General features: G+C 63.4%; 27 protein-coding genes and 1 tRNA gene. 19 read left to right on the forward strand and 9 right to left on the reverse strand.

Annotation, left to right across the window (positions count from 1 at the left end; genetic code table 11):
• The first annotated feature begins 19 nt into the window (after nt 1-19).
• A complete protein-coding gene (locus tag GYH26_RS15260) occupies nt 20-208 on the forward strand; it encodes a hypothetical protein (protein ID WP_242006404.1) in 189 nt (62 codons plus the stop codon).
• A 134-nt stretch (nt 209-342) separates the two neighbouring features.
• Entirely contained in the window at nt 343-858 is a 516-nt protein-coding gene (locus GYH26_RS11605) for a peroxiredoxin (RefSeq protein ID WP_161541790.1), read from the forward strand.
• 52 nt (nt 859-910) lie between these two features.
• Here GYH26_RS11605 and GYH26_RS11610 read toward each other — a convergent pair.
• Nucleotides 911-986: transfer RNA gene (locus GYH26_RS11610), tRNA-Ile, on the reverse strand.
• A 216-nt stretch (nt 987-1,202) separates the two neighbouring features.
• On the opposite strand from GYH26_RS11610, the gene GYH26_RS11615 reads away from it, so the two are divergent.
• From GYH26_RS11615 to GYH26_RS11685, 15 genes are all read left to right on the forward strand, one after another.
• The gene (locus tag GYH26_RS11615) at nt 1,203-1,706 is read left to right on the forward strand and encodes an Lrp/AsnC family transcriptional regulator (RefSeq protein WP_054682669.1); all 504 of its coding nucleotides are present in this window, start codon (nt 1,203-1,205) and stop codon (nt 1,704-1,706) included.
• Between the two features lie 27 nt (nt 1,707-1,733).
• Nucleotides 1,734-3,938 (forward strand): glutamine synthetase III, encoded by a 2,205-nt coding sequence (locus tag GYH26_RS11620; RefSeq protein WP_161541791.1) that lies wholly within the window; start codon nt 1,734-1,736, stop codon nt 3,936-3,938.
• A 113-nt stretch (nt 3,939-4,051) separates the two neighbouring features.
• Nucleotides 4,052-4,648 (forward strand): RNA polymerase sigma factor, encoded by a 597-nt coding sequence (locus tag GYH26_RS11625; RefSeq protein WP_054682668.1) that lies wholly within the window; start codon nt 4,052-4,054, stop codon nt 4,646-4,648.
• Nucleotides 4,649-4,727: 79 nt separating this feature from the next.
• A complete protein-coding gene (gene purB, locus GYH26_RS11630; RefSeq protein ID WP_054682666.1) occupies nt 4,728-6,023 on the forward strand; it encodes an adenylosuccinate lyase in 1,296 nt (431 codons plus the stop codon).
• Nucleotides 6,024-6,120: 97 nt separating this feature from the next.
• A complete protein-coding gene (locus GYH26_RS11635) occupies nt 6,121-6,492 on the forward strand; it encodes an NADH-quinone oxidoreductase subunit A (protein WP_014066378.1) in 372 nt (123 codons plus the stop codon).
• A gap of 78 nt (nt 6,493-6,570) precedes the next feature.
• Nucleotides 6,571-7,155, forward strand: a complete 585-nt coding sequence (locus tag GYH26_RS11640) for an NADH-quinone oxidoreductase subunit B (RefSeq protein ID WP_161541792.1) — start codon at nt 6,571-6,573, stop codon at nt 7,153-7,155.
• Between the two features lie 7 nt (nt 7,156-7,162).
• On the forward strand, nt 7,163-7,864 hold the full coding sequence (locus tag GYH26_RS11645) for an NADH-quinone oxidoreductase subunit C (RefSeq protein ID WP_161541793.1): 702 nt from the start codon (nt 7,163-7,165) through the stop codon (nt 7,862-7,864).
• Nucleotides 7,865-7,877: 13 nt separating this feature from the next.
• Complete coding sequence (nuoD, locus tag GYH26_RS11650; RefSeq protein WP_161541794.1) at nt 7,878-9,203, forward strand: NADH dehydrogenase (quinone) subunit D; 1,326 nt, start codon at nt 7,878-7,880, stop codon at nt 9,201-9,203.
• Nucleotides 9,204-9,222: 19 nt separating this feature from the next.
• Nucleotides 9,223-9,897 (forward strand): complex I 24 kDa subunit family protein, encoded by a 675-nt coding sequence (gene nuoE, locus GYH26_RS11655; protein ID WP_161541795.1) that lies wholly within the window; start codon nt 9,223-9,225, stop codon nt 9,895-9,897.
• Nucleotides 9,898-9,902: 5 nt separating this feature from the next.
• Nucleotides 9,903-10,460 (forward strand): Uma2 family endonuclease, encoded by a 558-nt coding sequence (locus GYH26_RS11660; protein ID WP_161541796.1) that lies wholly within the window; start codon nt 9,903-9,905, stop codon nt 10,458-10,460.
• Nucleotides 10,461-10,465: 5 nt separating this feature from the next.
• A complete protein-coding gene (locus GYH26_RS11665; RefSeq protein ID WP_161542413.1) occupies nt 10,466-11,023 on the forward strand; it encodes a Uma2 family endonuclease in 558 nt (185 codons plus the stop codon).
• A 5-nt stretch (nt 11,024-11,028) separates the two neighbouring features.
• Nucleotides 11,029-11,595 carry a Uma2 family endonuclease gene (locus GYH26_RS11670; RefSeq protein WP_161542414.1) on the forward strand — a complete coding sequence of 189 codons (567 nt, stop codon included), beginning with the start codon at nt 11,029-11,031 and terminating at the stop codon, nt 11,593-11,595.
• Nucleotides 11,596-11,607: 12 nt separating this feature from the next.
• Nucleotides 11,608-12,939: an NADH-quinone oxidoreductase subunit NuoF gene (gene nuoF, locus GYH26_RS11675; protein ID WP_161541797.1), complete on the forward strand. Its 1,332-nt coding sequence runs from the start codon at nt 11,608-11,610 to the stop codon at nt 12,937-12,939.
• A gap of 4 nt (nt 12,940-12,943) precedes the next feature.
• Nucleotides 12,944-13,378: a hypothetical protein gene (locus GYH26_RS11680; protein ID WP_161541798.1), complete on the forward strand. Its 435-nt coding sequence runs from the start codon at nt 12,944-12,946 to the stop codon at nt 13,376-13,378.
• Between the two features lie 6 nt (nt 13,379-13,384).
• On the forward strand, nt 13,385-15,115 hold the full coding sequence (locus GYH26_RS11685) for a molybdopterin-dependent oxidoreductase (RefSeq protein WP_161541799.1): 1,731 nt from the start codon (nt 13,385-13,387) through the stop codon (nt 15,113-15,115).
• A 106-nt stretch (nt 15,116-15,221) separates the two neighbouring features.
• On the opposite strand, the gene aceB is transcribed toward GYH26_RS11685, so the two are convergent.
• Complete coding sequence (gene aceB / locus GYH26_RS11690) at nt 15,222-16,808, reverse strand: malate synthase A (RefSeq protein ID WP_161541800.1); 1,587 nt, start codon at nt 16,806-16,808, stop codon at nt 15,222-15,224.
• A 114-nt stretch (nt 16,809-16,922) separates the two neighbouring features.
• On the opposite strand from aceB, the gene GYH26_RS11695 reads away from it, so the two are divergent.
• Nucleotides 16,923-17,756, forward strand: a complete 834-nt coding sequence (locus tag GYH26_RS11695; protein ID WP_161541801.1) for an IclR family transcriptional regulator — start codon at nt 16,923-16,925, stop codon at nt 17,754-17,756.
• Here the strand turns inward: GYH26_RS11695 and GYH26_RS11700 are convergent.
• From GYH26_RS11700 to GYH26_RS11715, 4 genes are all read right to left on the reverse strand, one after another.
• The gene (locus GYH26_RS11700; protein WP_161541802.1) at nt 17,738-18,418 is read right to left on the reverse strand and encodes a hypothetical protein; all 681 of its coding nucleotides are present in this window, start codon (nt 18,416-18,418) and stop codon (nt 17,738-17,740) included. The two genes, GYH26_RS11695 and GYH26_RS11700, sit on opposite strands and share 19 nt — an antisense overlap.
• Nucleotides 18,419-18,434: 16 nt before the next feature.
• Nucleotides 18,435-19,304 carry a purine-nucleoside phosphorylase gene (locus GYH26_RS11705; RefSeq protein ID WP_161541803.1) on the reverse strand — a complete coding sequence of 290 codons (870 nt, stop codon included), beginning with the start codon at nt 19,302-19,304 and terminating at the stop codon, nt 18,435-18,437.
• 10 nt (nt 19,305-19,314) lie between these two features.
• On the reverse strand, nt 19,315-20,229 hold the full coding sequence (locus tag GYH26_RS11710; protein WP_161541804.1) for a DivIVA domain-containing protein: 915 nt from the start codon (nt 20,227-20,229) through the stop codon (nt 19,315-19,317).
• 62 nt (nt 20,230-20,291) lie between these two features.
• The gene (locus GYH26_RS11715; protein ID WP_161541805.1) at nt 20,292-21,026 is read right to left on the reverse strand and encodes a YggS family pyridoxal phosphate-dependent enzyme; all 735 of its coding nucleotides are present in this window, start codon (nt 21,024-21,026) and stop codon (nt 20,292-20,294) included.
• A gap of 125 nt (nt 21,027-21,151) precedes the next feature.
• Between GYH26_RS11715 and speE the strand changes: the two genes are divergently transcribed.
• Nucleotides 21,152-22,042, forward strand: a complete 891-nt coding sequence (gene speE, locus GYH26_RS11720; RefSeq protein ID WP_161541806.1) for a polyamine aminopropyltransferase — start codon at nt 21,152-21,154, stop codon at nt 22,040-22,042.
• A 77-nt stretch (nt 22,043-22,119) separates the two neighbouring features.
• Here speE and GYH26_RS11725 read toward each other — a convergent pair whose 3' ends face one another.
• The 3 genes from GYH26_RS11725 to GYH26_RS11735 are packed head-to-tail and all read right to left on the reverse strand — an operon-like array spanning nt 22,120 to nt 25,109.
• Nucleotides 22,120-23,580, reverse strand: coding sequence for an NAD(P)(+) transhydrogenase (Re/Si-specific) subunit beta (locus tag GYH26_RS11725; RefSeq protein WP_161541807.1), 1,461 nt, complete (start codon nt 23,578-23,580; stop codon nt 22,120-22,122).
• Between the two features lie 35 nt (nt 23,581-23,615).
• Nucleotides 23,616-23,936, reverse strand: a complete 321-nt coding sequence (locus tag GYH26_RS11730; protein WP_014066361.1) for an NAD(P) transhydrogenase subunit alpha — start codon at nt 23,934-23,936, stop codon at nt 23,616-23,618.
• A 39-nt stretch (nt 23,937-23,975) separates the two neighbouring features.
• The gene (locus tag GYH26_RS11735; protein WP_161541808.1) at nt 23,976-25,109 is read right to left on the reverse strand and encodes a Re/Si-specific NAD(P)(+) transhydrogenase subunit alpha; all 1,134 of its coding nucleotides are present in this window, start codon (nt 25,107-25,109) and stop codon (nt 23,976-23,978) included.
• Nucleotides 25,110-25,168: the final 59 nt, after the last annotated feature.

Here is a 25,168-nt window from a genome sequence, read left to right on the forward strand (position 1 = left end):
CTACCTGCTGCCGGCGGTCATGACTGCCTATGACCAGGCCCCCAGCGAAGTTAACCGGACGCTGGCCTGTGCGGCTCTGATCAGCATCGGGACGCCCACGGCCATCGCCTACCTGCATGACAACGGTACGCGACGGCAGGAGCAGCTGGCCCGTGTCGAACTGATTCGCGTATTGCAGGACCAGCAAGCCCATGTCAATCGGTTCTGAATCCCGTAAACAATCGTTCCTGCAGGGGTATGGCATCGCCGTGCCCCTGTTTTTTTTGCTTGCACAACGGAAACTCTCGCTGCACAAGCGCTTTTCTGAAAAGCGTTCCCCGGCAACCACCATTCCCTACCACCATGATTCCGGTACTGCTGAGCATGCTGCTGCTTTTCGGTTTCGGCAAAGACGACATGCCCAGGGTGGGCGATCCGGCTCCCGACTTCGAGGCCCAGGCCACCGGTGGCAAGACGATTCGCCTGAGCGACCTGCGCGGCCACTGGGTGGTGCTTTACTTCTATCCCAAGTCGTTCACGCCGGGCTGCACGACGGAGGCCTGCACGTTGCGCGACGCCTACGACAAGATCCAGTCGCTGGGTGTCGTCATTCTGGGCGTGAGCCTCGACGATCTGGAAACCCAGGAGCGCTTCAAGGCCGAGTACAAGCTACCCTTCGACCTGATCAGCGACCACGACAAGAAGATCGCGAAGGCCTATGGCGTGCTGGGCATGGGCGGGCTGTACGCGAAGCGCGTCACGTTTCTGATCGATCCGGAAGGCCGCATTGCCCACATTTTCGAGAAGGTCGATCCGGCCCGCCACGATCGCGAGGTGTACGAAACGCTCAAGAAACTCCAGGAAACGGCCAAATCCTGAAACAACAGTCAGCTTAACAGAAAAAGGCCCTGCCGAGGGCCTTTTTCTGTTCTGGTGGGCCCGGCAGGATTCGAACCTGCGACCGTCGGATTATGAGTCCGCTGCTCTAACCGCTGAGCTACGGGCCCGACTTTCAGCGCAAAGCAACCGCATTGCCCGCCTTCAGGATCCCAAGAACCACCCCTTCTAATTTTTTAAGCACCGCATCTCGAGCTTCTTCAAAGATCTTATCTTTTCTCCGGATTTCCCTGGAACCCCTTTCATTCAACATAATTTTTTAAGACAAGCAGCCCACTTACCAAACTTATTTCACTAAATTAACCATCAACCTGACAGATTGAACCATGAGCGCGGTAGAACGCATCGATGAGATCGACGTCCGGATTCTGGAACTGCTCCAAGAGCATGGACGCATGAAGCGCAACCGCATCGCCGAAGAGGTGGGCCTGTCGGTTCCCTCGGTCAGCGAGCGCATGCGCAAGCTTGAAGAACGCGGGGTCATCACCGGCTACCATGCCGTGCTGGACCACAAACGCCTGCACTTCGACATCACGGCCTTCATCCGGGTAATCGTGGACGGCTCCGAGTACTATCCGGAGTTCATCCGCCGCGCCTGTGCGCTGGACGAAGTGCTGGAGGTCCATTCCATCACGGGCGAAGGCTCGCACATCCTGAAAGTCCGCACGCGCAACACGACCACGCTCGAACGCCTCCTCTCCCGCATTCAGTCGTGGCCCGGGGTGCACGGCACGGTTACCAGCATCGTGCTGAGCACCTTCAAGGAAACACGCCGGCTGCCGGTGACGCCCACCGAACTGGTTCCTGTGGAAGAATTTGAAACCTCCTGAACCCCACCTAAAACCAACCAGCCGCCCATGAACAAGCTGTTGCTGGATTACAACGTCCTTGCGGCGACCAAGACGCGCCTGACGCTCAACGGCACGCGCGAGCAGAAGCCCCAGCCCATGGACATCGAGCGCATCTTCGGCGAGAACGTCTTCTCGCTGGAGGAGATGAAAAACCGGCTCCCCAAGAAGGTCTACGAGAGCCTGGTGGCCACCATTGAAAAAGGGGAGCCGCTCTCGCCGGAGATCGCCGACACCGTGGCGCTGGCCATGAAGGAATGGGCCATCGAAAAGGGTGCCACGCATTTCACACACTGGTTCCAGCCCCTGACCGGCATGACCGCCGAGAAGCACGAAAGCTTCATCACGCCGAACAAAGGGGGCGGTGCCATTGCCGTGTTTTCGGGGCGGGATCTGATCCAGGGCGAGCCGGACGCCTCCAGCTTTCCCAGCGGTGGCCTGCGCGCCACGTTCGAGGCCCGCGGCTACACGGCCTGGGATCCCACCTCGCCGGCCTTCATCATGGAGAATCCCAACGGGGCCTACCTGGCCATCCCGACGGCCTTCGCCTCGTGGACCGGTGAGGCGCTCGACCACAAGATCCCGCTACTGCGCTCGATGCACGCGCTCGACAAGCAGGCCCGGCGTGTGCTCCAGCTCTTCGGCGTCAAGAACGTCCACAAGGTCTACCCCACCGTCGGCAGCGAACAGGAGTACTTCCTGATCGACGAGGAATTCTACTACCGTCGGCCGGACCTGACCACCTGCGGCCGCACGCTCTTCGGTGCCAAGCCGCCGCGCGGCCAGGAGATGGAGGACCACTACTTCGGCTCCATCCCCGAACGCGTGCTGGCTTTCATGCTGGAGGTGGAGAAGGAACTCTACAAGCTGGGCGTGCCGGTCAAGACGCGCCACAACGAGGTGGCTCCGAGCCAGTACGAGATCGCGCCGCTGTTCGAGAATGCCAACCTGGCGGCCGACCACCAGCAACTCGTCATGCAGACGCTCAAGAACGTGGCGCGTCGCTACGGGCTGGTCTGCCTGCTGCACGAAAAGCCGTTCGCCGGCGTCAACGGCTCGGGCAAACACAACAACTGGTCCATGGCCACCGACACGGGCATGAACCTGCTCGACCCGGGCGACAATCCGCACGACAACATGCAGTTCCTGTTCTTCTGCGCGGCCGTCGTGCGGGCCGTCCACAAATATCAGGACCTGCTCCGCATTTCGGTGGCCACGGCCGGCAACGACCACCGGCTGGGCGCCAACGAAGCGCCGCCGGCCATCATGAGCGTCTTCCTCGGCGAGCAACTCGAGGACATCTTCAACCAGCTCGAAAACGGCGGCGTCCGCGGGAGCAAGCAGGGCGGCCTGCTGGGTCTGGGCGTACCGGTGCTGCCGCCGCTGCCGCGCCACGCCGGCGACCGCAACCGTACCTCGCCGTTCGCCTTCACCGGCAACAAGTTCGAGTTCCGGGCCGTCGGCGCCTCCCAGTCGATCTCCTTCCCGAACACGGTGCTCAACACCATCGTGGCCGACACGCTCGATGAGATGGCCACGATGCTCGAAGAAAAACTCAAGGCCCGGGGCAAGCGCACGAAACAGGCCTTCGAGGAGGCTGTCGCCGAGGTGCTCCGTGAGGTCATCCGCGAATCGAAGCCGATCATCTTCAACGGCGACAACTACTCGCCCGAGTGGCACGCCGAGGCCGAGCGGCGCGGCCTGCTCAACCTGCCCAACACGGTGGAGGCGCTCGCGCACCTGCTCGACGAGAAGAACGTCCAGCTCTTCGAGCGCCACGGCGTACTCAGCCGCCGCGAGCTCGAAAGCCGCTACGAGATCCTGCTCGACCAGTACGCCAAGACGATCAACATCGAAGCCGAGACGGCCGAATACATCGCGCGCACGATGATCCTGCCGGCCGCGCTCCGCTACCTGCGCGAGCTGGCCGAGACGCTCGACGAGGCCAAGGATCTGGGCCTGAACGTGGCCGGTGTGCGCGAAACGGCTGAAGAAGTGGCCACGCTCATCAACGAGCTGCGCCAGCGCCTCGATGTGCTGATCGCCGAAAACCAGAAGCGCGGCGAAACGCTCGAGGAGAACGCGCGCCACAAGTGCTACAACGTGCTGCCGGCCATGCAGGCCGTGCGCGAGGTGGCCGACCGGCTCGAGCGCGTCGTGCCGCACGAGTACTGGCCCATGCCCACCTACCGTGAAATTCTCTTCGTAAAGTGATTTCGCGGCCGTTGCGGTTCGGCAGGCCCGCGTCGATCCGGCGCGGGCCTGTTTTTTTCGACGCGGATTGTTCCTATCTTGCAGCGCAAAGAACCAGGACAGCAGACGTGCGCATGTCTTCGCCGCCTTCGGCTTCGAGCGAACAGGACCGGGCCTTTGTGGCCGAGGCGCTGCAGGGCAACGAGGCAGCCTATCAGGCCCTGATGGACAAGTACCGTCCGGCGCTGCACCGCCACATTGCCCGGATCGTCCGCGACCCGCGCGACCTGGACGACCTCGTGCAGGAGACCTTCATCAAAGCCTTCACGGCCCTGTCCACCTACTCCACCGAGTACGCCTTCTCGACCTGGCTCTACAAAATCGCCACCAACCACGCCATCGACTACCTCCGCCGCAAAAAGCTCCGCACGCTCTCGCTGGACGAACCCATCCAGACAAAAGAAGGCACGCTCGAACGTGAACTGGCCGACACCACCTACTTCCCCGACCGGCACATCGTGGAAGATCAGCGGCGCATGCTGCTGCAGGAAGCCATCAACGCCCTGCCCGAAAAGTACCGGCGCGTCATCGTGATGCGCCACCAGCAGGAAAAATCCTACGAGGAGATCGCCGAGGAACTGAACCTGCCGCTCGGTACCGTCAAAGCACACATCTTCCGGGCCCGTCGTCTGCTCTACAAATATCTGCGCAGCAAGCGAAGCAGCCTTTGAGCTTTTTTCGTCCTGCACCGCTCCGTTTGTCCCTAACTTTCGGCGTCGCGAAAGTTGCACGCAAGGAAACCTGCCGACCATGATTGCCCGCTATACGCGCCCCGAAATGGCGCAGCTCTGGAGCGAGGAGGCCCAGTACCAGTCGTGGCTCGAAGTGGAACTGGCCGCCTGCGAGGCCTGGGCCGAGATCGGCGTCATTCCGAAAGAAGATGTGGAAAAGCTGCGCCGGAACGCCCGTTTCGACATCCGGCGTATTCACGAACTGGAAAAGATCACGCGGCACGACGTGGTGGCCTTCACGCGGGCCGTGAGCGAGTCGCTGGGCGAAGAGCGCCGCTGGATTCACTACGGCCTCACCTCGTCCGACGTGGTCGATACGGCCTGGTCCTACCGCCTAAAAAAGGCCAACGAACTGATTCTGGAGGCGCTGGATCACTTTCTGGAGGTTCTGGCGCGGCGGGCCCGCGAGCACAAGTACACGCTGATGATCGGCCGCACGCACGGCGTGCACGCCGAGCCGACCACGTTCGGGCTCAAGCTGGCGCTTTTTTACGACATGATGCAGCGCAACCGGGCGCGTTTCGTGGCGGCCGCCGAGGAGATGCGCGTCGGCAAGCTCTCGGGCGCCGTGGGGACGTTCGCCCACATCCCGCCCGAAGTCGAACGCATCACCTGCGAAAAGCTGGGCCTGAAGCCGGCGCCCATCTCCACGCAGGTGCTGGCCCGCGACCGCCATGCCCACTATCTGTCGGTGCTTGCGCTGATCGGCGCCACACTGGAGCAGCTGGCCGTCGAGATCCGGCACCTGCAGCGTAGCGAGGTGCGCGAGGTGGAAGAAGCCTTCGGCAAAGGCCAGAAGGGGTCGTCGGCCATGCCGCACAAGCGCAACCCGATCGCCTCCGAAAACATCACGGGTGTGGCCCGGCTGCTGCGCGGCTACATGATCTCGGCCTACGAAAACGTGGCGCTCTGGCACGAGCGCGACATCTCGCATTCGTCCGTCGAGCGTGTCATCCTGCCCGACGCCACCACGCTCGTGCACTACGCGCTGCACCGCTACGCCGGTGTGATCGACACCCTGAAGGTCTATCCGCAACGCATGCGGCGCAACATGGAGCTGACCTTCGGGCTCTACAACAGCCAGCGCCTGCTGCTGATGCTGATCGACAAAGGCCTGAGCCGTGAGGCGGCCTACGACCTGGTGCAACCGGCCGCCATGCAGGCCTGGGACGAAGAGCGGCCGTTCTACGAGATCGTGCGTCAGCACCCGGCCATTACGAAGTACCTCTCGCCGGAAGAAATCGACGAGGCCTTCAACCCGGAATACCACCTGCGCCACGTGGATGAAATCTTCCGGCGCGTCGGGCTGGAATAAGTGCAATTTTTAAAGAATCCGACAAACGTTGACGGATTCCCTTGTGCTTCGGTACTTTGGAATGTTTAAGGGTGCACTCGGACATGCAGAGACCGCCATGCTGACCGATTTTCTTCCGCTGTTTATCATGATCGTGCTGGCCGCCGGGCTGGCCTTTTCACTACTCAAGCTGGCCGAAATCCTGGGGCCGCACCGTCCCAACCCCATCAAGCGCATGCCCTACGAAAGCGGCATGGACCCGGTGGGGACGGCCCGCGAGCGCTACACGGTGAAGTTCTATCTGGTGGCCATGATCTTCATCGTGTTCGACGTGGAGATCGTTTTCCTGTACCCGTGGGCCGTCAGTTACCGGGATTTTCTGGAGGCCGGTGCGGGTCTGGGCGTGCTGGCGGTCGTTGTGTTTTTCCTGATCATTCTGGCCGTCGGCCTGCTCTACGACATCAAAAAGGGCGGGCTGGAGTTCGACTGAAAGGGACCTCCGAAACAGCCCGTGCCCTGGCTCATTAAACCCGTCCGGACCAGGCCTTGAAACCGACCAAGTTGTCCCATGCTGGATCTTCGTGAAGGGTTTCTGACAACGCGGCTGGACGTGCTGCTGAACTGGGCGCGCTCCAATTCGCTCATGCCCATGCCGATGGGCCTGGCCTGCTGCGCCATCGAGATGATGGCCTTTGCGGGGCCCAAGTACGACGTGGCCCGCTTCGGGAGCGAGGCCATGCGCTTTTCGCCCCGTCAGGCCGACCTGATGATCGTGGCGGGCTGGTGCACCTACAAGATGGCCCACGCCATTCGCCGGATCTGGGACCAGATGCCCGATCCGAAGTGGTGCATTGCCATGGGTGCCTGTGCGTCGACGGGCGGCATGCACCGCTGCTACGGCGTGGTGCAGGGCGTCGACAACTTCCTGCCGGTCGACGTCTACATTCCGGGCTGCCCGCCCCGTCCGGAGGCCGTCCTGCACGCGCTGATGGATATTCAGGAGAAGATTCGTAATGAGTATTCGGTGGCGCTGGATTACGCGAAAGGCGAGCCGCGTCCGCCCGCCCCACCGGCGCGGCCGCACGTCCTGTCGCCGGAAGGAGACGAGCCGGTGGCACGCGAAGTATTGCACCGGCCGCTGAAGTCGACCTGAAACTGCCATGGCCGAACAGACCGGAAACGAACGTCCGAAAACGCCCGAGGCGCTGAAGTTCTACTTCACGCCCGTCGATCCGCCCCGTGGGGATGAACTGAACCCCCACGCCAAGGCGAGCACCTACGTGCCCGAGGTGGTGGAAGCCCTGAAGGAGCGCTTTGGCGACGTGATCGAAGAAGTGGAGCTGTACGCGGGCGAGCATACAGTGCGCGTCCGCGCCGACAAGATCGTCGAGGTGTGCCGTTTCCTGAAGGAGGAACAGGGCTTCAACTACCTGGCCGACCTGGGCGGCATCGACCGCTTCACCGACGAGGGGCGCTTCGAGGTGTTCTACAACCTGGTTTCTATCGAGCGGCGCAAGCGCATCCGTCTGAAGGTGCGCGTCGAGGAAGACAACCCGGTGGTGCCTTCGGTGACGTCCGTCTACCGGGCGGCCAACTGGAACGAGCGCGAATGCTACGACATGTTCGGCATTCGCTTCGAAGGGCACCCGGACCTGCGGCGGATGTACATGCCGGAGGACTTCGAGTACCATCCGCTCCGCAAAGAATTTCCGCTGCTGGGCATCCCGGGCTCTCTGCCCCTGCCGCCCCAGACGCCGGGGGGTCCGCTGACGCGCGACCCATTCCCACGGGCGCACGGCTACGTACCGCCGCCGGGCTTCGAGGAGCCTCCGGCCGAAGACGAGGAAGTCTCCGAGCATTGAGTAAGCGACGACCATGAGCACGGCGCCAAGCCTTGTAGGACCCGACCGTCACGGCCTGTTCAACTTCTGGCCCCGCCACAACGAGGCCATCTATCGCCGGCTGGAAACCAAGCACGCCTGGCTGGAAGAACGGCATCGCCCGCCGGGCGGCGACGGGGAGCCCGACCCGCTCGAGCATGAGATGATCCTCAACATCGGGCCCCAGCATCCGGCCACGCACGGCGTGCTCCGGTGCATCGTCAAGCTCGACGGCGAGGTCATGGAAAAGTGCGTGCTCGACCTGGGCTACCTGCACCGGGGCCTGGAAAAGGTGGCCGAGCACAAGACCTACCAGGAGTTCATGCCCTACACCGACCGCATGGACTACCTGTCGCCCTACTCCAACAACGTGGCCTGGTGCCTTGCCGTCGAGAAAGTGGCCGGCATCGAGGTGCCCGAGCGGGCCCAGTGGATCCGCATGATCATGTGCGAGCTGGCCCGCATCTCCAGCCACCTGCTCTGGCTGGGCGTGGGTCTGATGGATGCCGGCGCCGTGTCGGTCTTCCTCTGGGCCTTCAAATACCGTGAGGAGATCTACAGCATCTTCGACGAAGTGTGCGGGGCCCGCTTCACCGTCTCGCACAGCCGCATCGGCGGCGTGGCCTCGGACCTGTCGCCGACGGCCATCGCCATGATCCGCCGCTTTGTGGAAGAATTTCCCGAAGAACTGGCCGGCTGGGAAAAGATCATCAACCGCAACAAGATCTGGATCGACCGTAACGAAGGCATTGGCGTCCTGACCGCCGAAGAAGCCATCGAACTGGGCGTTACGGGCCCCAACCTGCGCGGAAGCGGCGTCGATTACGACATTCGTCGCTTCGAGCCCTATCTGAAGTACGACGAGGTGGACTTCAACATCCCCATTCGCACCGAAGGCGACAGCCTGGCCCGGTACTTCGTGCGGATGGAAGAAATGAAGGAGAGCGTGCGGATCATCCGCCAGTGCCTGGAGCGGCTGCCCGAAGGGCCCATCCGCAACGACAACGCCAAGCTGGCCTACCCCTCCAAGGAGGAGGTTTACTACTCCATGGAGGGCATGATTCACGACTTCCTCTATACCGACGTGGGCGTCTGCCCGCCCAAGGGCGCCCACAGCTACCACGCAATCGAGGCCCCCAAAGGCGAGCTGGGCTTCTATATCATCTCGGATGGCACGGGCAAGCCGTGGCGCGTGCGCATCAAAGCACCCAGCTTTTCGAACCTGCAGGGCCTCGAATACATGATGGAAGGCGCCATGATCGGCGACATGGTGATCCTGATCGGGACCGTCGACCCGGTCATGGGCGAAGCCGACAAGTAACGACCAACCGGGAAGCCCGATGGCTGACTTTATCAAAAAACCAGTCGTACCACTGCCGGAGTTGCATCCCGAACCCCAAATTCCGGCCGACCAGCTTTTCTTCACGGAAGAGGAAAAGGCCCAGATTGTCCGCTTCAAGGAGCAGTATCTGGAGCCGGCCGGGGCCGTGATGAAAACGCTCTGGCTGGCCCAGGAAAAATTCGGCTTTCTGCCGCCGGAGGTGCTCCAGCTGGTAGCCGACGAACTGGGCATTCCCTATGCCCAGGTTTACGGCGTGGCTACCTTCTACACCCAGTACTACAAGGAAAGGAAAGGCAAGTACGTGCTGGACGTCTGCACCTGCTTTACCTGCCAGGTGTGCGGCGGCTACGACATCCTGCACTACCTCGAAGAAAAGCTGGGCATCCACAAAGGCGAAACCACGCCGGACGGCCTGTTCACGCTGCAGGAGGTGGAATGCCTGGGGGCTTGCGGCTCGGCACCGGTCTTGCAGGTATCCAACGGGCCGTACGTGCACAACCTGACGCCGGAAAAGGTCGATCAACTGCTGGAGGATCTGAAACAGGGCAAACTGCCGCCCTTCGTTTCGCTCACGCTGCCCCAGGACGAGGCGGAGCTGGGCGGCAACCGGCGCTCGGACGCCGAAGCCGTCGAGTCGTACCGGACCCCGCCGGTCGCCCACCACACGCGCTGAGCCGTATGGAGGTGGTGCAGACATATCGCTGGACGCGCGAGGCCTTCGAAAAACTGGCCGAAGTCGGGCTCATCGATCCCGACGCCCGCCTCGAACTCATCGACGGCGAAATCCTCCAGAAAATGAGCCCGCAATCGAGTCGCCACGCTGCGGCCATCCGCCGGATTGAAGAAGCGCTTCGGAGCGTTTTTCCGCTGGATCGATACGACGTGCGTGTACAGTTGCCGCTGGCGCTGGATCCCTACAGTGAGCCTGAGCCCGACGTAGCCGTCGTCGAAGGCACCCTCGACGACTACGTCGAGGCGCATCCTTCTTCGGCGGTGCTGGTGGTGGAGGTGGCCGATGCCTCACTGCAGTTCGACCGCACGCGCAAGGCCGCGCTCTACGCCCGCGCCGGCATTCCCGAATACTGGATCGTCAACCTGCTCGACGGCGTGCTCGAGGTCTATCGCCGACCCGAAGGCGACGCCTACCAGCAGCGCATGGTGCTACGCGCCCAGGACCGTGTGCGGCCGCTGGCCCGACCGGAGGTAGAAATCGCGGTGGCCGAACTGTTGCCCTGACGATGATGGAGGTGGTGCAGACATATCGCTGGACGCGCGAGGCCTTCGAAAAACTGGCCGAAGTCGGGCTCATTGAACCCGACGCCCGCCTCGAACTCATCGACGGCGAAATCCTCCAGAAAATGAGCCCGCAATCCAGCCAGCATGCCACGGCCGTCCTGCTGGTCGCCGAGGCATTGCGCTCGATCTTTACCCCACCAGTCTACACGATCCGCGTGCAGTTGCCGCTGGCGCTGGGTCCCTACAGCGAGCCCGAACCCGACGTGGCCGTCGTCGAGGGTGCGCCGCGTCGGTATCGCGACGAACACCCCTCGTCGGCGGTGCTGGTGGTGGAGGTGGCCGATGCCTCACTGCAGTTCGACCGCACGCGCAAGGCCGCGCTCTACGCCCGCGCCGGCATTCCCGAATACTGGATCGTCAATCTGCTCGACGGCGTGCTCGAGGTCTATCGCCGACCCGAAGGCGACGCCTACCAGCAGCGCCACGTGCTACGCACCCAGGACCATGTGCGGCCGCTGGCCCGACCGGAGGTAGAAATCGCGGTGGCCGAACTGTTGCCCTGACGATGATGGAGGCGGTGCAGACATATCGCTGGACGCGTGAGGCCTTCGAAAAACTGGCCGAAGTCGGGCTCATCGATCCCGACGCCCGCCTCGAACTCATCGACGGCGAAATCCTCCAGAAAATGAGCCCGCAAAGCGCCCGTCATTTTACCGCGGTGCTTAAAACGGAAGAAGCACTGCGCACGATTTTTGGTCCCGGTTACGTTGTGCGGGTTCAGGGTCCGCTGGCGCTTGGTCCCTACAGTGAGCCTGAGCCCGACGTAGCCGTCGTCGAAGGTACCATCGACGACTACGTCGAGGCGCATCCTTCGACGGCGGTGCTGGTGGTGGAGGTGGCCGATGCCTCGCTGCAGTTCGACCGCACGCGCAAGGCCGCGCTCTACGCCCGTGCCGGCATTCCCGAATACTGGATCGTCAACCTCCTCGACGGTGTGCTTGAAGTCCATCGCCGACCTGAAGGCGACGCCTACCAGCAGCGCATGGTGCTGGCACCGCACGAACAGATTGTGCCCCTGGCGCGGCCCGGGGCTTCCCTTGAAGTTGCCCGGTTGTTTCCTGAATCTCGCGCTTAACCTGCTGTGCATATGGCTACGAACGGAGCCCAGAGTAAAGCCGGAGACTGGCGGAATCACAAGCGGGTGCTGCTCCCACCCATTCGGGATCTGCACCGGCTGGAAGTCTACGAGGAGCACGGAGGGTACCAGACCCTGCGCGAAGTGCTGACCTCCGACCGCTGGGATCCCAAGTCGGTCATCGAAGAAGTCAAAAAAAGCAAGCTGCGCGGACGGGGCGGCGCCAGCTTCCCCACCGGGCTGAAGTGGAGCTTCATGCCCCCGGTGGACGATCGGCCCCGCTTCCTGTGCTGCAACGGCGACGAAAGCGAGCCGGGCACGTTCAAGGACCGCCAGCTCATGGAGTTCAATCCCCACCAGATTTTCGAGGGGATTCTGATTGCCTGCTACGCCATGTCGGTGCGCACGTGCTACCTGTATGTGCGCGGCGAATATGCCCGGTGGATCGAGCACATGGAGCGGGAGCTGGAAAAGCTCTACGCCAAAGGCTACGTGGGGAAGAACATTATGGGCACGGACTTCTCGGCCGACATTGTGATCCACAAGGGAGCCGGTGCCTACATCTGCGGCGAGGAGTCCAGCCTGATGGAGTCGGTCGAAGGCAAGCGGGCCTACCCGCGCATCAAGCCGCCGTTTCCGGCCCAGCGGGGCCTGTGGGGCTACCCCACCACGATCAACAACGTGGAAACGCTGGCGAACGTCCCGCTCATTCTGCGCAACGGTGGTGAATGGTTTGCCTCTATCGGCGCGCCCAACCACCCCGGCCCGGTGCTCTATGGTATCTCGGGCCACGTCAACCGCCCCGGCGTCTACGAATATCCCACTGGTATGTTGATCACCGATCTGATCTACGAGGTAGCCGGTGGCATCCGCGGAGGCAAAAAGCTCAAGGCCGTCATCCCGGGCGGAAGCTCCACGCCGCCCCTGCGCGCCGACATGATCGACGGCGTGACGATGGACGCCGAGTCGCTGCGCGAGGCCGGTTCGATGATGGGCACGGCCGGCCTGCTCGTGCTCGACGAAGACACCGATATGGTTTCGTGGCTGCGGCGCGTGGCGCACTTCTACGCGCATGAAAGCTGCGGCCAGTGCACCCCCTGCCGTGAAGGCACCGGCTGGCTCGAAAACATCCTCACGCGCATCGACGAGGGCGAAGGCCGCCTGCGCGACCTGGACCTGCTGCTGGACCTGTGCGACCAGATGGAAGGCCGCACGGTCTGCGCCCTGGCCGACGCCGCCGCCTGGCCTGTACGCTACACCATCCTTCGCTTCCGCGAAGAGTTCGAGGCCAAGTGCAAGCCGAGCCTGGTCCCGACGGGCATCGACCTGGCACCAACCCGGTAAACCCATGCGGCATTCCTCCTACCCACCGTCGCTGGACGACCTGCTCTTCGAGGAAACGGTGCGGGCTCTGCTGCCCGACCTCGGGGAAGTGGGGCTGCGCATGCCGATGGATGAGTTGCCCAAGTTTCTGGATCCGGACTTCGTCGAGCGGCGCATGAATCAACTGCACCGCTACCGGGCCTGGGCCATGGCGGGCATGATTTTCGGCTTTCTGGCCATCGTGCTGTTGCTGGTGGCGGCGATCTTTCGCCTTGCGCTCCCCGACTATGTGCTGTTTCCGACCTCGTTTCTGTCGCTTTCCGCCCCGTACTGGGGCTTCCGCTATGCCCGACTGGGCTACTTCCTGTACGCCTACCGAATGCTCAACCACTTTGTCTATGACCTGATCGTTTATAAAGACTACCGTCCGGCGCTCCATCATCTGATCGAACAAACCTGAACGACCATGCCCCGGATTACCATAGACGGTACGGTTTACGAATTCGAAGGGCGGCCCAAGCTGCTGCAGTTCTGCCTGGACCACGGCATCGAGCTGCCCCATTTCTGCTACCACCCGGCGCTGTCGATTCCGGCCAACTGTCGCCAGTGCCTGGTGGAAGTGGGCATGCCGGTCATCGACCGGGAGACCGGCAAACCGAAGCTCGACGAAAACGGCCAGCCCGTCATCCAGTTCATGCCCAAGCTCCAGACGAGCTGCTCGCTCGACATGGCCGACGGGATGGTCGTCAAAACGCATCGCACCAGCGAGAAGGTGGCGCGCGCCCAGCGCGACAACCTGGAGTTTCTATTGATCAACCACCCGCTCGACTGCCCGATCTGCGATCAGGCCGGCAAATGTCCGCTCCAGATTCAGGCCTACAAGTACGGGCCCGAAGGCTCCCGCTTCGAGTTTCTCAAGGTGCACAAGCCCAAGCGGGTGAAGCTGGGCCCCCGCGTCATGCTCGACGCCGAGCGGTGCATCAACTGCACGCGCTGCGTGCGTTTCACCGACGAAATCTCCAAAAGCCACCAGCTCACCATCATCGAGCGCGGGGTCAGGAACTACCCGATCACACCGCCCGGCGTGGAGTTCGATGATCCCTACTCCATGAACGTGATCGACCTGTGCCCGGTGGGCGCGCTGACGTCCATCGACGCCCGCTTCAAGGCGCGTCCCTGGGAGATGAGCGCCACGCCCTCGATCACGATCACGAACGCAAAAGGCTCCAACTGCTACTACTGGGTGCGCGACAACCTGATCGTCGAGATCACGGCGCGCGCCAACGCGGCCGTCAACGGCTACTGGCTCCCCGACGAAGACCGGCTCGACTACCATCGCTTCAACGAAAACCGCCCGGACGGCCCCGAGGTGCGTCGCGACGGTCGGCTCGTGCGCGTGCGCTGGGAAGAAGCCTACGACCGAGCGGCCGAGCTGCTTGCGGGCATCGACGGCCGCCGCATCCTGTTCCTGGGCTCGGCCTACGCGACCGTCGAGGACAACTACCTGCTCAAGCGGCTGGCCGAGGCACTGGGCGCCGACACGCCCGTTTACATTCCCCACATCGAGCCCGGCCATGGCGACGGCTGGCTCCGCACCGACGACCGCACGCCCAACGCCCAGGGTTGCCAGCGACTGGGTATCCTGCCCGTCGACGAAGCCCTTGTGCGGAACCGCCTCGAAAGCGGCGACATCCAGGCGGTGTACGTGCTCGAAGACGATCCGGTCGGCTCCGGGCTCTTCACGGCCGAGGCGCTGGCCGACATTCCCGTCATCCTGCACTACTACAACACGACCAACCAGACGCTGGCCGTGGCCGACGTGGCGCTCCCGGCCGCCACGGTGGTCGAGACTGTCGGGACCTACGTCAACTGCGATGGGCATGCCCAGCGCGTGCGCCCGGCCAAAGCCATCCGCACGGTCAACCGCGTGTTGATGCAGGAAATCGGCAAAAGCCGCCTGGACCAGCACGGTACGCCCTACGACCGCTGGTACAACGAAAAGCACCAGGTGGACTGCAAGCCCAGCTGGGAAATCCTGCCCGAGGTAGCCGAACGGCTGGGCCATCCGCTCCGCTACAAGGGCCCGAAGTACATCATGCAGGAGATCGCCGAGACGATCCCGGCCTTTGCCGGCGCCACCTACGAGGCGATGGGCCTGGAGGGCGTCCGCCTTGCCGAGATCGGCGCCGAGGTGTAGGCCAGTCCGCTCACCGAAAAAAGCAACCCCGTGCGCAGGAACGCACGGGGTTTTTTTCATTACATCAAGCCCATTCCGTCAAGGGGCGCAAGCACCACGGCCGCGATCAGCCCGGCACCATTTCCAGTTGCAGCAGACGTTCGTAGGCAGGAAACGTCAGGAATTCGATGAAGGAATCGGACAGCACCAGGTAGTCGAGCACCTCGGCCGCCTCGCGGTAATGGGCCGTGTCGCGCCCGCCCAGTTTCGCCAGCTCTTCCTCACGCACCTGCGCGTACAGTTCGGGCGTGATGGGCCGGCCGTCGTCCAGACGCGCCTCGCGGTGGACCCACTGCCAGAGCTGCGCGCGGGCGATCTCGGCCGTGGCCGCGTCTTCCATCAGATTGAAGATCGCGGCCGCCCCGTTGCCCGAGAACCACTGGTTCAGATACTGCAACGCCACGCTTACGTTGTTGCGCAGGCCGCCTTCGGTAATGCGCCCGCCCGGCACCCGGAAGTCCAGCAGATCGTCGGCCGTCACCTGCACATCTTCACGCAACCGGTCTTTCTGGTGCGGCCGATCGCCCAGGTAGCGGTTGAACACCTCCTCGGCCACTGGCACCAGATCGGGATGGGCCACCCAGGTGCCGTCGAAGCCCTGTCCGGCCTCCCGCTCCTTGTCTTTGCGCACTTCGGCCAGCGCGCGCTCGTTGACCGCAGGGTCCCGCCGCGAGGGAATGAAGGCGGCCATGCCGCCGATGGCATGGGCCCCGCGCCGGTGGCAGGTTTTCACCAGCAGTTCCGTGTAGGCATACATGAACGGTACGGTCATCGTCACCTGCGCCCGATCCGGGAAGATGGGCGCCGTCGCATGGAATTTTTTGATACAACTGAAGATGTAATCCCAGCGCCCGGCGTTCAGTCCGGCGGCATGATCCCGCAGCTCGTAGAGAATTTCCTCCATTTCCAGCGCGGCCAGGATCGTCTCGATCAGCACGGTGGCCCGGATTGTCCCGCGCGGGATGCCCAGGTAATCCTGCGCAAAATTGAACACCTCGTTCCAGAGCCGCGCTTCCAGATGGCTTTCCAGCTTCGGCAGATAGAAATACGGTCCACTTCCCCGCTCCAGGAGTTCTCGGGCATTGTGGAAGAAGTACAGGCCAAAGTCGAACAGTGAGGCGCTGACGGGCTCGCCGTCGATCCATACGTGCCGCTCTTCCAGATGCCACCCACGCGGCCGCACCAGCAGCGTGGCCAGCTTCTCCCCCAGCCGGTATTCCTTCCCTTCCGGCGAGGTATACTCCAGCGTGCGGCGTACGGCATCGATCAGGTTCTTCTGACCGCGCACCACGTTTTCCCAGGTGGGCGAGAGCGCGTCCTCGAAGTCGGCCATGAAGACCCGTGCCCCGGAGTTCAGCGCGTTGATCATCATCTTGCGATCTACCGGCCCGGTGATCTCCACACGCCGATCCTGCAGATCGTCCGGACAGGGCGCCACCTTCCAGTCGCCCTCGCGGATGTGCCGCGTGTGCGGCAGAAAATCGGGGCGTTCTCCTTCGAGCAGCCGTGCCCAGATCTCCGCGCGGCGGGCCAGCAATCCCTTGCGCACCGCATTGAACTCGCGGTGCAGCCCGGCCACGAAGTCCAGCGCTTCAGGAGTCAGCACCTGTTCGGCTTCGGGCAGCCGCGCGCCTCGAATCTCGATGCCTTGCATGGGTCCCTCCAGAAATGGTTGCCGGTTGCGCTGCACCAAACTTACAACTTCCTCTTGACTTTGTCAATATACGAAATTAATTTCCATTGAACGAAAAACAAACCCGGATCGATCATGGCCACGCGAAAACCCGGACGTGCCCGCACCGGTGAGCCGACCGGGGTGCGGGCGCTGGAACGCGGGCTGCGCCTGCTCGAAGAGCTGGGCAGCGGCGAAGCGCTCTCGCTGTCCGAACTGGCGCGACGCACCGAACTGACGCCGAGCACCACCTATCGGCTACTGGAGACGTTGCGGCGGCGGCACTTTGTCGACTGGGACGAGCTCTCCGGCCTCTGGCGCATCGGACTACGGGCCTACCAGATCGGCCAGGCTTTCTGTCATCCGAACAGCCTTTCGTCGCTGGCGCTGGAGGCCATGCAGCGGCTGGTGGCCCGCGTCAACGAGACGGTCAACCTGGCGGTGCTCGACGGGGCCGAGGCCGTTTACATTCAGCAGGTCGAAAGCCGTCAGATGCTGCGCATGTTCACGCAGTTGGGTGCCCGCGTGCCGTTGCACTGCACGGGCGTCGGGAAGGTGTTGCTGGCCTGGCGTTCGGAAGAAGAGGTGCGGCAGTTGCTGGGACCCGAACCGCTGGCGGCCTTTACGCCACACACGCTGACCCGGGTGGATGCCGTGCTGCAGGAACTGGAGCGGGTGCGCCGGCTGGGTTACGCGGTTGACCGGGAAGAGCGAGAGATCGGCGTGCGCTGTCTGGCCGCACCGGTGCGCGACGCGACGGGTCGTGTGGTGGCCGCGCTCAGCCTGTCGGCGCCGGCCGTGCGGCTTCCGGAGCGTCGCCTGGCCGAACTGGCTCCGGTCGTGCTGGAGACCACCCGGGATCTGTCGCTGCGGCTGGGCTGGCAGCCGGAGACGGCGCCGCTCCCGGTGGATCAGTCCAGCCCCACCTGAAAGCGGGCGCGCAGGCGTTGCACGTGCAGGGCCAGCGCGTTACGCAGTTCGTAGACGTCTTCGTAGAGCCTGTGGTATCGCTCGGTCGTCATGTAAGGCGCCGTGCGCAGTTCAGCGAGCGCCTCCAGCGCCCGGTTGGCCGTATTCAGCGCGTGGCGTGCGCACACGATGTTGCCGCCGAGCGTTTCGCGTTCGTAGCCCAGCAGGTGTCCTTCGGCCAGTTCCAGCGGAATCTGGGCCAGGCTGGCGCAGAAGTGTACCAGTGCACTGGTTTTGTGCGTGCCGGGCAGCCGGTTGGCCCATTCCTGCACGGCTTCGGCCAGCTGACGCGCCCGGGCCATCAACGTCCGGCAGGCTTCTGCTTCGGGCAGCAACGTCTCCTCCTCTTCCCCGGAGAAGGCTTCTCCTTCGAAAAAGAAGCGTTCTTCGCGGGCCCGCAGCAGCCCGTCGATGGCCTCGGCGCTCCAGCCACGTTCTTCCAGAAAAGCCCGAAGGCGCGTCTTCCAGGCACGCACCTGATCGGAAGACGCACCTTCGGGGTAGGGATCGTAGCGGGTAAACATGAAATAATCTTCCAGCAGGCGGTCGATCTGACGTCGCCGCGCCTTCAGGTAGGCTTCCCAGCGCTCCTCGTCCCAGATTTCACCCTCCCACGGCAGCATCGGACACGGCGATACTTCAGGTTGAAGGGGCGGCCGCCTGCTGGCCTACGGCTTCCACCACGGCTTTCATCAGCCGGGTCAGACGGGGTTCGGCCTCGGCGGCGGCGGCCAGCACCGCTTCGAGCGACAGGGGCTCGAGCGCGTCCGGGAAGCATTCGTCCGTGATGACCGAGATGGCCATCACGCGCAGATTCATGTGCCGGGCCACGATCACCTCGGGCACCGTGCTCATGCCCACGGCGTCGGCGCCGATGAGCCGCAGGAACCGGTATTCCGCCTTCGTCTCCAGGTTCGGCCCCAGCACGGCCACGTACACGCCCTGCTGCAGCTTGATGCCCAGTTCCAGCGCCTTTTCTTCGGCCAGCCGGCGCAATTCCGGATCGTAGGGCTCGCTCATGTCGGGGAAGCGCGGGCCCCATTCGTCGACGTTGGGGCCGACCAGCGGATTCTGGCCCTGCAAGTTGATGTGGTCGGTGATCAGCATCAGGTCGCCCCGACGAAACAGCGGGTTCATGCCGCCGGCCGCATTCGAAATGAAGAGTGTATCGATGCCCAGCGTGGCCAGCACGCGCACCGGAAAGGTGACCTGACGGGGCGTGTACCCTTCGTACAGGTGAAAGCGTCCCTGCAGGGCATAGACCGGAACGCCGCTCAGGTGGCCGACGATCAGCCGACCGTGGTGCGACTCGACCGTCGAGAGCGGAAAGTGCGGGATGTTGTCGTAGGAAAGCGTGGTTTCGGCTTCGATCTCGCGGGCCAGCTCACCCAGCCCGGTTCCCAGGATGATACCCAGCCGCGGCCGCAGTTGCGTGCGCTCACGGATGTAGACGGCCGCCTCTTCGACCTGACGGCGGTACGTTTCGATGTCGAACAGCGACTCCTGCATGGCTTTTCTTTCAGTCCAGGTCTCTCAGGATACGACGGATTTTTTCAAATTCCTCGTTCGTCTGCTCAGCCTTTGGTGGACTCTCCTGTGGTTCGACCGGCGTCTGTGAAGCCGGCGGCGTGCCCACAATGCTCCGCACCGTCCACCCCTTACGCTCAATGGGGGGCTCCGACGGCGTGGACGGCTCCGGTGGTTCCGGAGGAACAGCAGTTTCAGACGCGGTCGGCTCCGTTTCCATCGCTTCGGGTTCCGACTGAAACGTGGTGAAGCGCGGCACCATGGGCGGCGCTTCAGGCTCCGGCTCGCTTTCCATGTCCTGCACTGCTTCCTGCGGTGTGCCCTCTTCAGGCGCCACTGCAGACATCTCCGGAGCGGCTGAAGGCTCCGGCTCGACGGGAGCTTCGGGTTGCACCTCGGCGGGCGCCGACACCGAAACGGACTCGGAAACGGCCGGTGCTTCCGACTCCGCGGCCTGTGCCCGTTCTTCGAATTTGGTCAGCACCTCCATTTCCGCCCGCAGGAAGGCGCGCAGCCGGGCTATCAGTTCGTCGCGCCGCTCCACCAGCTCGGCGATGCGCTGCTGCAACTGGCGGCGCTCCTGCTCGGCCTGCCAGCGGATCTCTTCGGCCCGGGTCCGGGCTTCTTCCAGAATAAGCCGTGCTTTTCGCTCGGCCTGCTCTATCGTCTGGCGGGCGTTCTCGCGGGCCGTCTCCAGCGCCTGCTGCAGCGCTTCTTCGATCCGCCGGTAGTGTTCCAGCTTTTCTTCCAGCTCGCGGATGCGTTCGGCCTGCCGGCGCTGTTCATCCAGCAGCTGCTGCCACTGCTCCGAGACGGTCTGCAGAAACGCCTGTACTTCTTCTACTTCGTAGCCACGAAAAGCGCGCGTAAATTCCTGCTTGCGGATGTCCAGCGGCGTGAGTTTCATGAGGGCATACCGGATGCGTCAGCGTTCAGTCAAAGATAGGAAAAAAAGCACCATTTCGCACCTCATGGCTCCAGGCGTGGTCCGAACAGCGCACTTCCGATCCGCACATGGGTGGCTCCTTCTTCAATGGCCACCTCGAAGTCGCCGCTCATGCCCATCGACAGGTAGCGCAGCTGCACGCGCGGGTTGTTGTGGCGGTTGTAGGTTTCGGCCAGCCGGCGCAGCAATCGAAACTGGGGGCGCACCGTTTCCGGATCTTCGGCGGGAGCCGCCAGCGTCATGAGTCCCACGATTTCCAGATGCTCGAAAGGCGCCAGCGCGTCCAGAAAGTCATGGACGGCGTCGGGTTCGAGTCCGAATTTGGTCGGTTCGCCCGAGACGTTCACCTCCACGAAGCACGGCAGCACGCGATCGGCCATGGCCGCCCGGCGTTCCAGCGTTTCGGCCAGCCGCAGATTGTCCAGGCTGTGCAGCCAGTCGGCATGGGCCACCACGTCTTTTGCCTTGTTGCGCTGCAGGTGGCCGATCATGTGCCAGGTAACGTCGCCTCCTTCGATGCGTCCGGGCAGCACGGCCGCCTTGGCCACCAGCTCCTGCACCCGGTTTTCGCCGAAGTGACGCAATCCAGCTTCGTAGGCAGCCTGTACGACCGAAACGGGAAACGTCTTGGTCACGCCGATGAGCGTCACCTCGTCGGGGCTGCGTCCGGCCCGCCGGCAGGCGCGTTCGATCCGCTCCTGAATCCAGGCCAGTCGCTCCCGGATGGCAGGCACGTCCAGAACCTGCTGCTCGGCCATAGCTCTTCGTTTTTGGTGGCTCGAATGTTCAATCCCGCGGAAAAGGTTCCACTGGCAGAAACCCGAAGGCTTATGCAGCGGTAGGCTATGCGGTTTCTGCTTATGTGACGCAACATGTAACAGGGATGGCAGAATTTGGAGTTGCTTCGGAGAACGAGCCAATCTGGTGGTACGAAACAGGTACGGACGATATAACGCTGGGCCTTCGCATGCGGCTGCTCCATCGAGAGCAGACGCCCTATCAGCTACTGGAAATCTATGAGCACCCCTTCTTCGGGCGCGTGCTGGTGCTGGACGGCAATCTGCAGACCACGCAGGGCGATGAGTTCATCTATCATGAAATGCTCACGCACGTCCCGCTGCTGGGTGCGTTGCCGGCCAGCATGAACGACGCTTCGGTGTTGATCATCGGCGGAGGCGACGGCGGCACACTGCGCGAGGTGCTGCGTCACGACTGGATCCGGCGCGTCGTCATGGTAGAAATCGACCAGGTGGTCATCGAGCGTTGCAAGGAATACCTGGGCTTCAACGGCAACTACGACGATCCGCGGGTTACGCTGATCATCGGCGACGCGGCGCAGTACGTGGCCGAGGAAGCCGCACGCCAGCGGCCGTTCGATGCCATTCTGGTGGACTCCACCGATCCGGTCGGCCCGGGCGAGGTGCTCTTCACGCCGGAATTCATCCGCAACGCCTGGGCCTGTCTGAAGCCGGGCGGCGTGTTTGCCCGTCACCTGTGCATGCCGTTGTTTGACGGCCCGGTCGTGCGGGATGGCGTAGCCCGCCTGCGGCAGGTGTTCCCCCGCGTCGAAGTCTATCAGGCCACGATCTTCACCTACGTGGGGGCGCAAATGGCCTTCGTAGCCTGCACCAAGGATGGCCATTCCGTGCGCGAGCCCCAGCGCCTGCTAACGGGTCGCTACTACAATCCCGACGTGCACCGGGCTGCCTTCGCGCTGCCCACCTGGTGGATAACCGAATTGATTGATGCCCCGGCGGCTGAAGCTGGGCTGTGACAGAGGTCTGCCGTGAACACAAAAAGGCCGGGCTTGCAGGCCCGGCCTTTTTGTTTTATCTCCAGTCGAGAATCTGCCTACAGGTTTTTGATTTCGTTGATCAACTTAATCAGCGACTCCTTGGCATCGCCAAAGAGCATGCGCGTGTTGGGCAGGTAGAACAGTTCGTTCTCGATGCCCGAGTAGCCCGGCCGCAGGCTGCGCTTGAGCACGAGCACGGTCTTGGCCTGATCGACGTTCAGGATCGGCATGCCGTAGATCGGGCTGTTTCTGTCGTAGCGGGCGGCCGGGTTCACCACGTCGTTGGCACCGATGACCAGCGCCACGTCGGCCGTGGCGAACTCGTCGTTGATCTCGTCCATTTCGTAGAGCTGGTCGTAGGGCACGTTGGCCTCGGCCAGCAGCACGTTCATGTGTCCGGGCATGCGACCGGCGACGGGGTGAATGGCATACTTGACCTCCACGCCCCGTTCCTGCAGCAGGTCGGCCAGCTCGCGCACCTGGTGCTGCGCCTGGGCCACGGCCATCCCGTAGCCGGGTACGATGATCACCTTGTTGGCATAGGCCAGCAGGATGGCGGCGTCTTCGAGGGTTGCTTCGTGGACGGTCTTGCCTTCGGCCGATGCCACTGCGGCACCGTCCCCCGCCTCGCCGCCGAAGCCGCCCAGCAGCACATTCAGCAGCGAACGGTTCATGGCCTCGCACATGATCCGGGTCAGGATCAACCCGGAAGCGCCCACCAGCGCCCCGCTGACGATCAGCGCCGTGTTGTCCAGCACGAAGCCGGTGGCCGCCGCGGCCAGCCCCGAGTAGGAGTTGAGCAGCGAGACGACGACGGGCATGTCGGCACCGCCGATCGGGATCACCAGCAGCACGCCCAGCACAAGAGCCAGCCCGGAGAGCGCCACGACGCCCCACACGACCGGATCGGCGACCGTCGGGAAGGCGTCGGCCCCCGCCACCACAAAGCCCATCGACACCAGGCTGCCCAGCGCCACCAGTAGCGTCAGCAGTCGCATGCCCGGAAAGATGACCGGATTGCCCGTGATGTAGCCGCCCAGCTTGCCGAAGGCCACGAAGCTCCCGGAGAAGGTAACCAGACCGATCAGCACGCTGAGCACGATCGTAATGGCCTGCACCACGTCGAAAGGCACCTGCTCCACGGCCGGTAGCAGCGCGGCCAGCGCCATGCCAGAATTTTCGGGGATCAGGTAGCGGGCCACTTCGGCCGTGGCCACCAGCGCCGAGGCCAGTCCGCCGAACCCGTTGAAGGCGGCCACCAGCTCGGGCATGGCCGTCATCTCGACGCGCCGGGCCAGCACGGCTCCGATCGCACCGCCAATGACCAGCCCGGCGATCATCTCGACGGGTGTTACAATTTTGTGCAGAAACAACGTCGCCACGACGGCCAGCAACATGCCAAAAGCGGCCAGCTGATTGCCAGTGCGGGCCGTTTGGGGCGACTGCAGCCGCTTGAGCCCGAAGATGAACAGGGCCGCCGCGATCAGATACGTCAGGTCGATCAGTGTGGTCTTCATGGGTGCTCCGGTCGATCGCAGTCTTCAGGATCCGTTCAGGAAACCGTGGCCGCTTCGGCCTTCTCCGCCTGAGCGGGCGCTCGCTGCTCGCGCGCCTTGAACATCTGCAACATCCGGTCGGTCACCAGAAAGCCGCCCACCACGTTGATCGTCGCGGCGATCAGCGCAACAAAGCCCAGCCATTTCGACCAGGTGCCGCCCACCATACCGGCCACCACCAGCGCCCCGACGATCGTGATGCCGCTGATGGCGTTCGAGCCAGACATGAGCGGCGTGTGCAGCGTCTGCGGCACCTTGCTGATGACTTCGAACCCCACAAAGGCGGCCAGTACGAAAATGATCAGATTGTCCAGCATGGCTGTTGTCGTGTTTTGACTCCGTTGTAAAACCCCGCTTCAGGCGGCCAGCAGCGCCCGCACGCGCTCGTTGACCACCTCGCCGTTGTAGGTTACGCAGGCTCCTTTGAAAATCTCGTCTTCAAAGTCGGGCTTGAAGCCTTCGGGTGTGGTAAATTTCTGGATCATGGCCAGCAACGTCCGCGCGTACATCTGGCTGGCATGTACCGGCATTTCGGCGGGCAGGTTCAGCGGACCGACGATCTGCACGCCGTTGTGCACGACGGTTTCTCCGGGCTTTGTCAGCACACAGTTGCCTCCGCTGGGCGCCGCCAGGTCGATGATGACCGTACCGGGCTGCATGGCCGCCACCGCCTCCTCGGTGATCAGTACCGGCGCCCGGCGGCCCGGCACCTGCGCCGTGGAAATCACCACGTCCGAGCGCCCGATGTGCGGCACCAGCAACTGCGCCTGCTGCCGCTGCTTTTCCTCGGCCAGCGCCTTCGCATAACCTGACACGTCCTGGGCATCAGGCACTTCGAAGGGCAACTCCAGAAATGTGGCGCCCAGGCTCTGCACTTCCTCCTTGACGGCGTCGCGGATGTCGTAGGCCGACACACGCGCGCCCAGCCGCCGCGCCGTGGCGATGGCCTGCAGGCCGGCCACCCCGGCCCCCAGCACGAGCACACTGGCCGGCCGCACCGTTCCGGCCGCCGTGGTCAGCAGCGGGAAGAACTTGGGCAGCAGGTTGGCCGCAATGAGCACCGCTTTGTAGCCGGCCACGGCTGCCATCGCCGAGAGCGCGTCCATCTTCTGCGCCCGCGAAATGCGCGGCACCAGTTCCATGGCCAGCGCCGTTACCCCCTGCCGGGCCAGTTTTTCAACGATCTCCGGGTGATCGAGCGGGCTCAGAAACCCGATGTACACGCTGCCCGAACGCAACAGCGCGATCTCCGCTTCCGAGGGCGGCTGCACGTGCACCACCAGATCGGACGCCCAGGCTTCCTCCCGGGTCACGATCTGGGCTCCGGCTGCTTCGAATTCCGCGTCGGTAATGAACGCGCCGGTCCCCGCTCCTTTCTCCACCCGCACGCTCATTCCCTGCTGCGTGAGGCGCTTTACGACATCGGGCACCAGCGCGACCCGCCGTTCACCGGTGGCCGTTTCGGCCGGAACGCCAATCTGCAAAGCCATAAGATGTCGGACGGCTGGTTGGTTAAAAATTTATGACCGAAAACAGAAGGCCGCACGCC

This window comes from Rhodothermus marinus (assembly GCF_009936275.1).
GTDB lineage: Bacteria > Bacteroidota > Rhodothermia > Rhodothermales > Rhodothermaceae > Rhodothermus > Rhodothermus marinus_A.

What these genes read in the sequence shown, in the direction of transcription:
- GYH26_RS11660 (WP_161541796.1), top strand. Translation starts at nt 9,903, where the DNA reads ATGGAGGTGGTGCAGACATATCGCTGGACGCGCGAGGCCTTCGAAAAA.
- GYH26_RS11725 (WP_161541807.1), bottom strand. Translation starts at nt 23,580, where the DNA reads ATGAAGACCACACTGATCGACCTGACGTATCTGATCGCGGCGGCCCTG.
- nuoE (WP_161541795.1), top strand. Translation starts at nt 9,223, where the DNA reads ATGGCTGACTTTATCAAAAAACCAGTCGTACCACTGCCGGAGTTGCAT.
- GYH26_RS11685 (WP_161541799.1), top strand. Translation starts at nt 13,385, where the DNA reads ATGCCCCGGATTACCATAGACGGTACGGTTTACGAATTCGAAGGGCGG.
- GYH26_RS11680 (WP_161541798.1), top strand. Translation starts at nt 12,944, where the DNA reads ATGCGGCATTCCTCCTACCCACCGTCGCTGGACGACCTGCTCTTCGAG.
- GYH26_RS11615 (WP_054682669.1), top strand. Translation starts at nt 1,203, where the DNA reads ATGAGCGCGGTAGAACGCATCGATGAGATCGACGTCCGGATTCTGGAA.
- GYH26_RS11625 (WP_054682668.1), top strand. Translation starts at nt 4,052, where the DNA reads ATGTCTTCGCCGCCTTCGGCTTCGAGCGAACAGGACCGGGCCTTTGTG.
- GYH26_RS11730 (WP_014066361.1), bottom strand. Translation starts at nt 23,936, where the DNA reads ATGCTGGACAATCTGATCATTTTCGTACTGGCCGCCTTTGTGGGGTTC.
- aceB (WP_161541800.1), bottom strand. Translation starts at nt 16,808, where the DNA reads ATGCAAGGCATCGAGATTCGAGGCGCGCGGCTGCCCGAAGCCGAACAG.
- speE (WP_161541806.1), top strand. Translation starts at nt 21,152, where the DNA reads ATGGCAGAATTTGGAGTTGCTTCGGAGAACGAGCCAATCTGGTGGTAC.
- GYH26_RS15260 (WP_242006404.1), top strand. Translation starts at nt 20, where the DNA reads ATGACTGCCTATGACCAGGCCCCCAGCGAAGTTAACCGGACGCTGGCC.
- purB (WP_054682666.1), top strand. Translation starts at nt 4,728, where the DNA reads ATGATTGCCCGCTATACGCGCCCCGAAATGGCGCAGCTCTGGAGCGAG.
- GYH26_RS11700 (WP_161541802.1), bottom strand. Translation starts at nt 18,418, where the DNA reads ATGCTGCCGTGGGAGGGTGAAATCTGGGACGAGGAGCGCTGGGAAGCC.
- GYH26_RS11710 (WP_161541804.1), bottom strand. Translation starts at nt 20,229, where the DNA reads ATGAAACTCACGCCGCTGGACATCCGCAAGCAGGAATTTACGCGCGCT.
- nuoF (WP_161541797.1), top strand. Translation starts at nt 11,608, where the DNA reads ATGGCTACGAACGGAGCCCAGAGTAAAGCCGGAGACTGGCGGAATCAC.
- GYH26_RS11695 (WP_161541801.1), top strand. Translation starts at nt 16,923, where the DNA reads ATGGCCACGCGAAAACCCGGACGTGCCCGCACCGGTGAGCCGACCGGG.
- GYH26_RS11640 (WP_161541792.1), top strand. Translation starts at nt 6,571, where the DNA reads ATGCTGGATCTTCGTGAAGGGTTTCTGACAACGCGGCTGGACGTGCTG.
- nuoD (WP_161541794.1), top strand. Translation starts at nt 7,878, where the DNA reads ATGAGCACGGCGCCAAGCCTTGTAGGACCCGACCGTCACGGCCTGTTC.
- GYH26_RS11645 (WP_161541793.1), top strand. Translation starts at nt 7,163, where the DNA reads ATGGCCGAACAGACCGGAAACGAACGTCCGAAAACGCCCGAGGCGCTG.
- GYH26_RS11635 (WP_014066378.1), top strand. Translation starts at nt 6,121, where the DNA reads ATGCTGACCGATTTTCTTCCGCTGTTTATCATGATCGTGCTGGCCGCC.
- GYH26_RS11620 (WP_161541791.1), top strand. Translation starts at nt 1,734, where the DNA reads ATGAACAAGCTGTTGCTGGATTACAACGTCCTTGCGGCGACCAAGACG.
- GYH26_RS11715 (WP_161541805.1), bottom strand. Translation starts at nt 21,026, where the DNA reads ATGGCCGAGCAGCAGGTTCTGGACGTGCCTGCCATCCGGGAGCGACTG.
- GYH26_RS11665 (WP_161542413.1), top strand. Translation starts at nt 10,466, where the DNA reads ATGGAGGTGGTGCAGACATATCGCTGGACGCGCGAGGCCTTCGAAAAA.
- GYH26_RS11670 (WP_161542414.1), top strand. Translation starts at nt 11,029, where the DNA reads ATGGAGGCGGTGCAGACATATCGCTGGACGCGTGAGGCCTTCGAAAAA.
- GYH26_RS11735 (WP_161541808.1), bottom strand. Translation starts at nt 25,109, where the DNA reads ATGGCTTTGCAGATTGGCGTTCCGGCCGAAACGGCCACCGGTGAACGG.
- GYH26_RS11605 (WP_161541790.1), top strand. Translation starts at nt 343, where the DNA reads ATGATTCCGGTACTGCTGAGCATGCTGCTGCTTTTCGGTTTCGGCAAA.
- GYH26_RS11705 (WP_161541803.1), bottom strand. Translation starts at nt 19,304, where the DNA reads ATGCAGGAGTCGCTGTTCGACATCGAAACGTACCGCCGTCAGGTCGAA.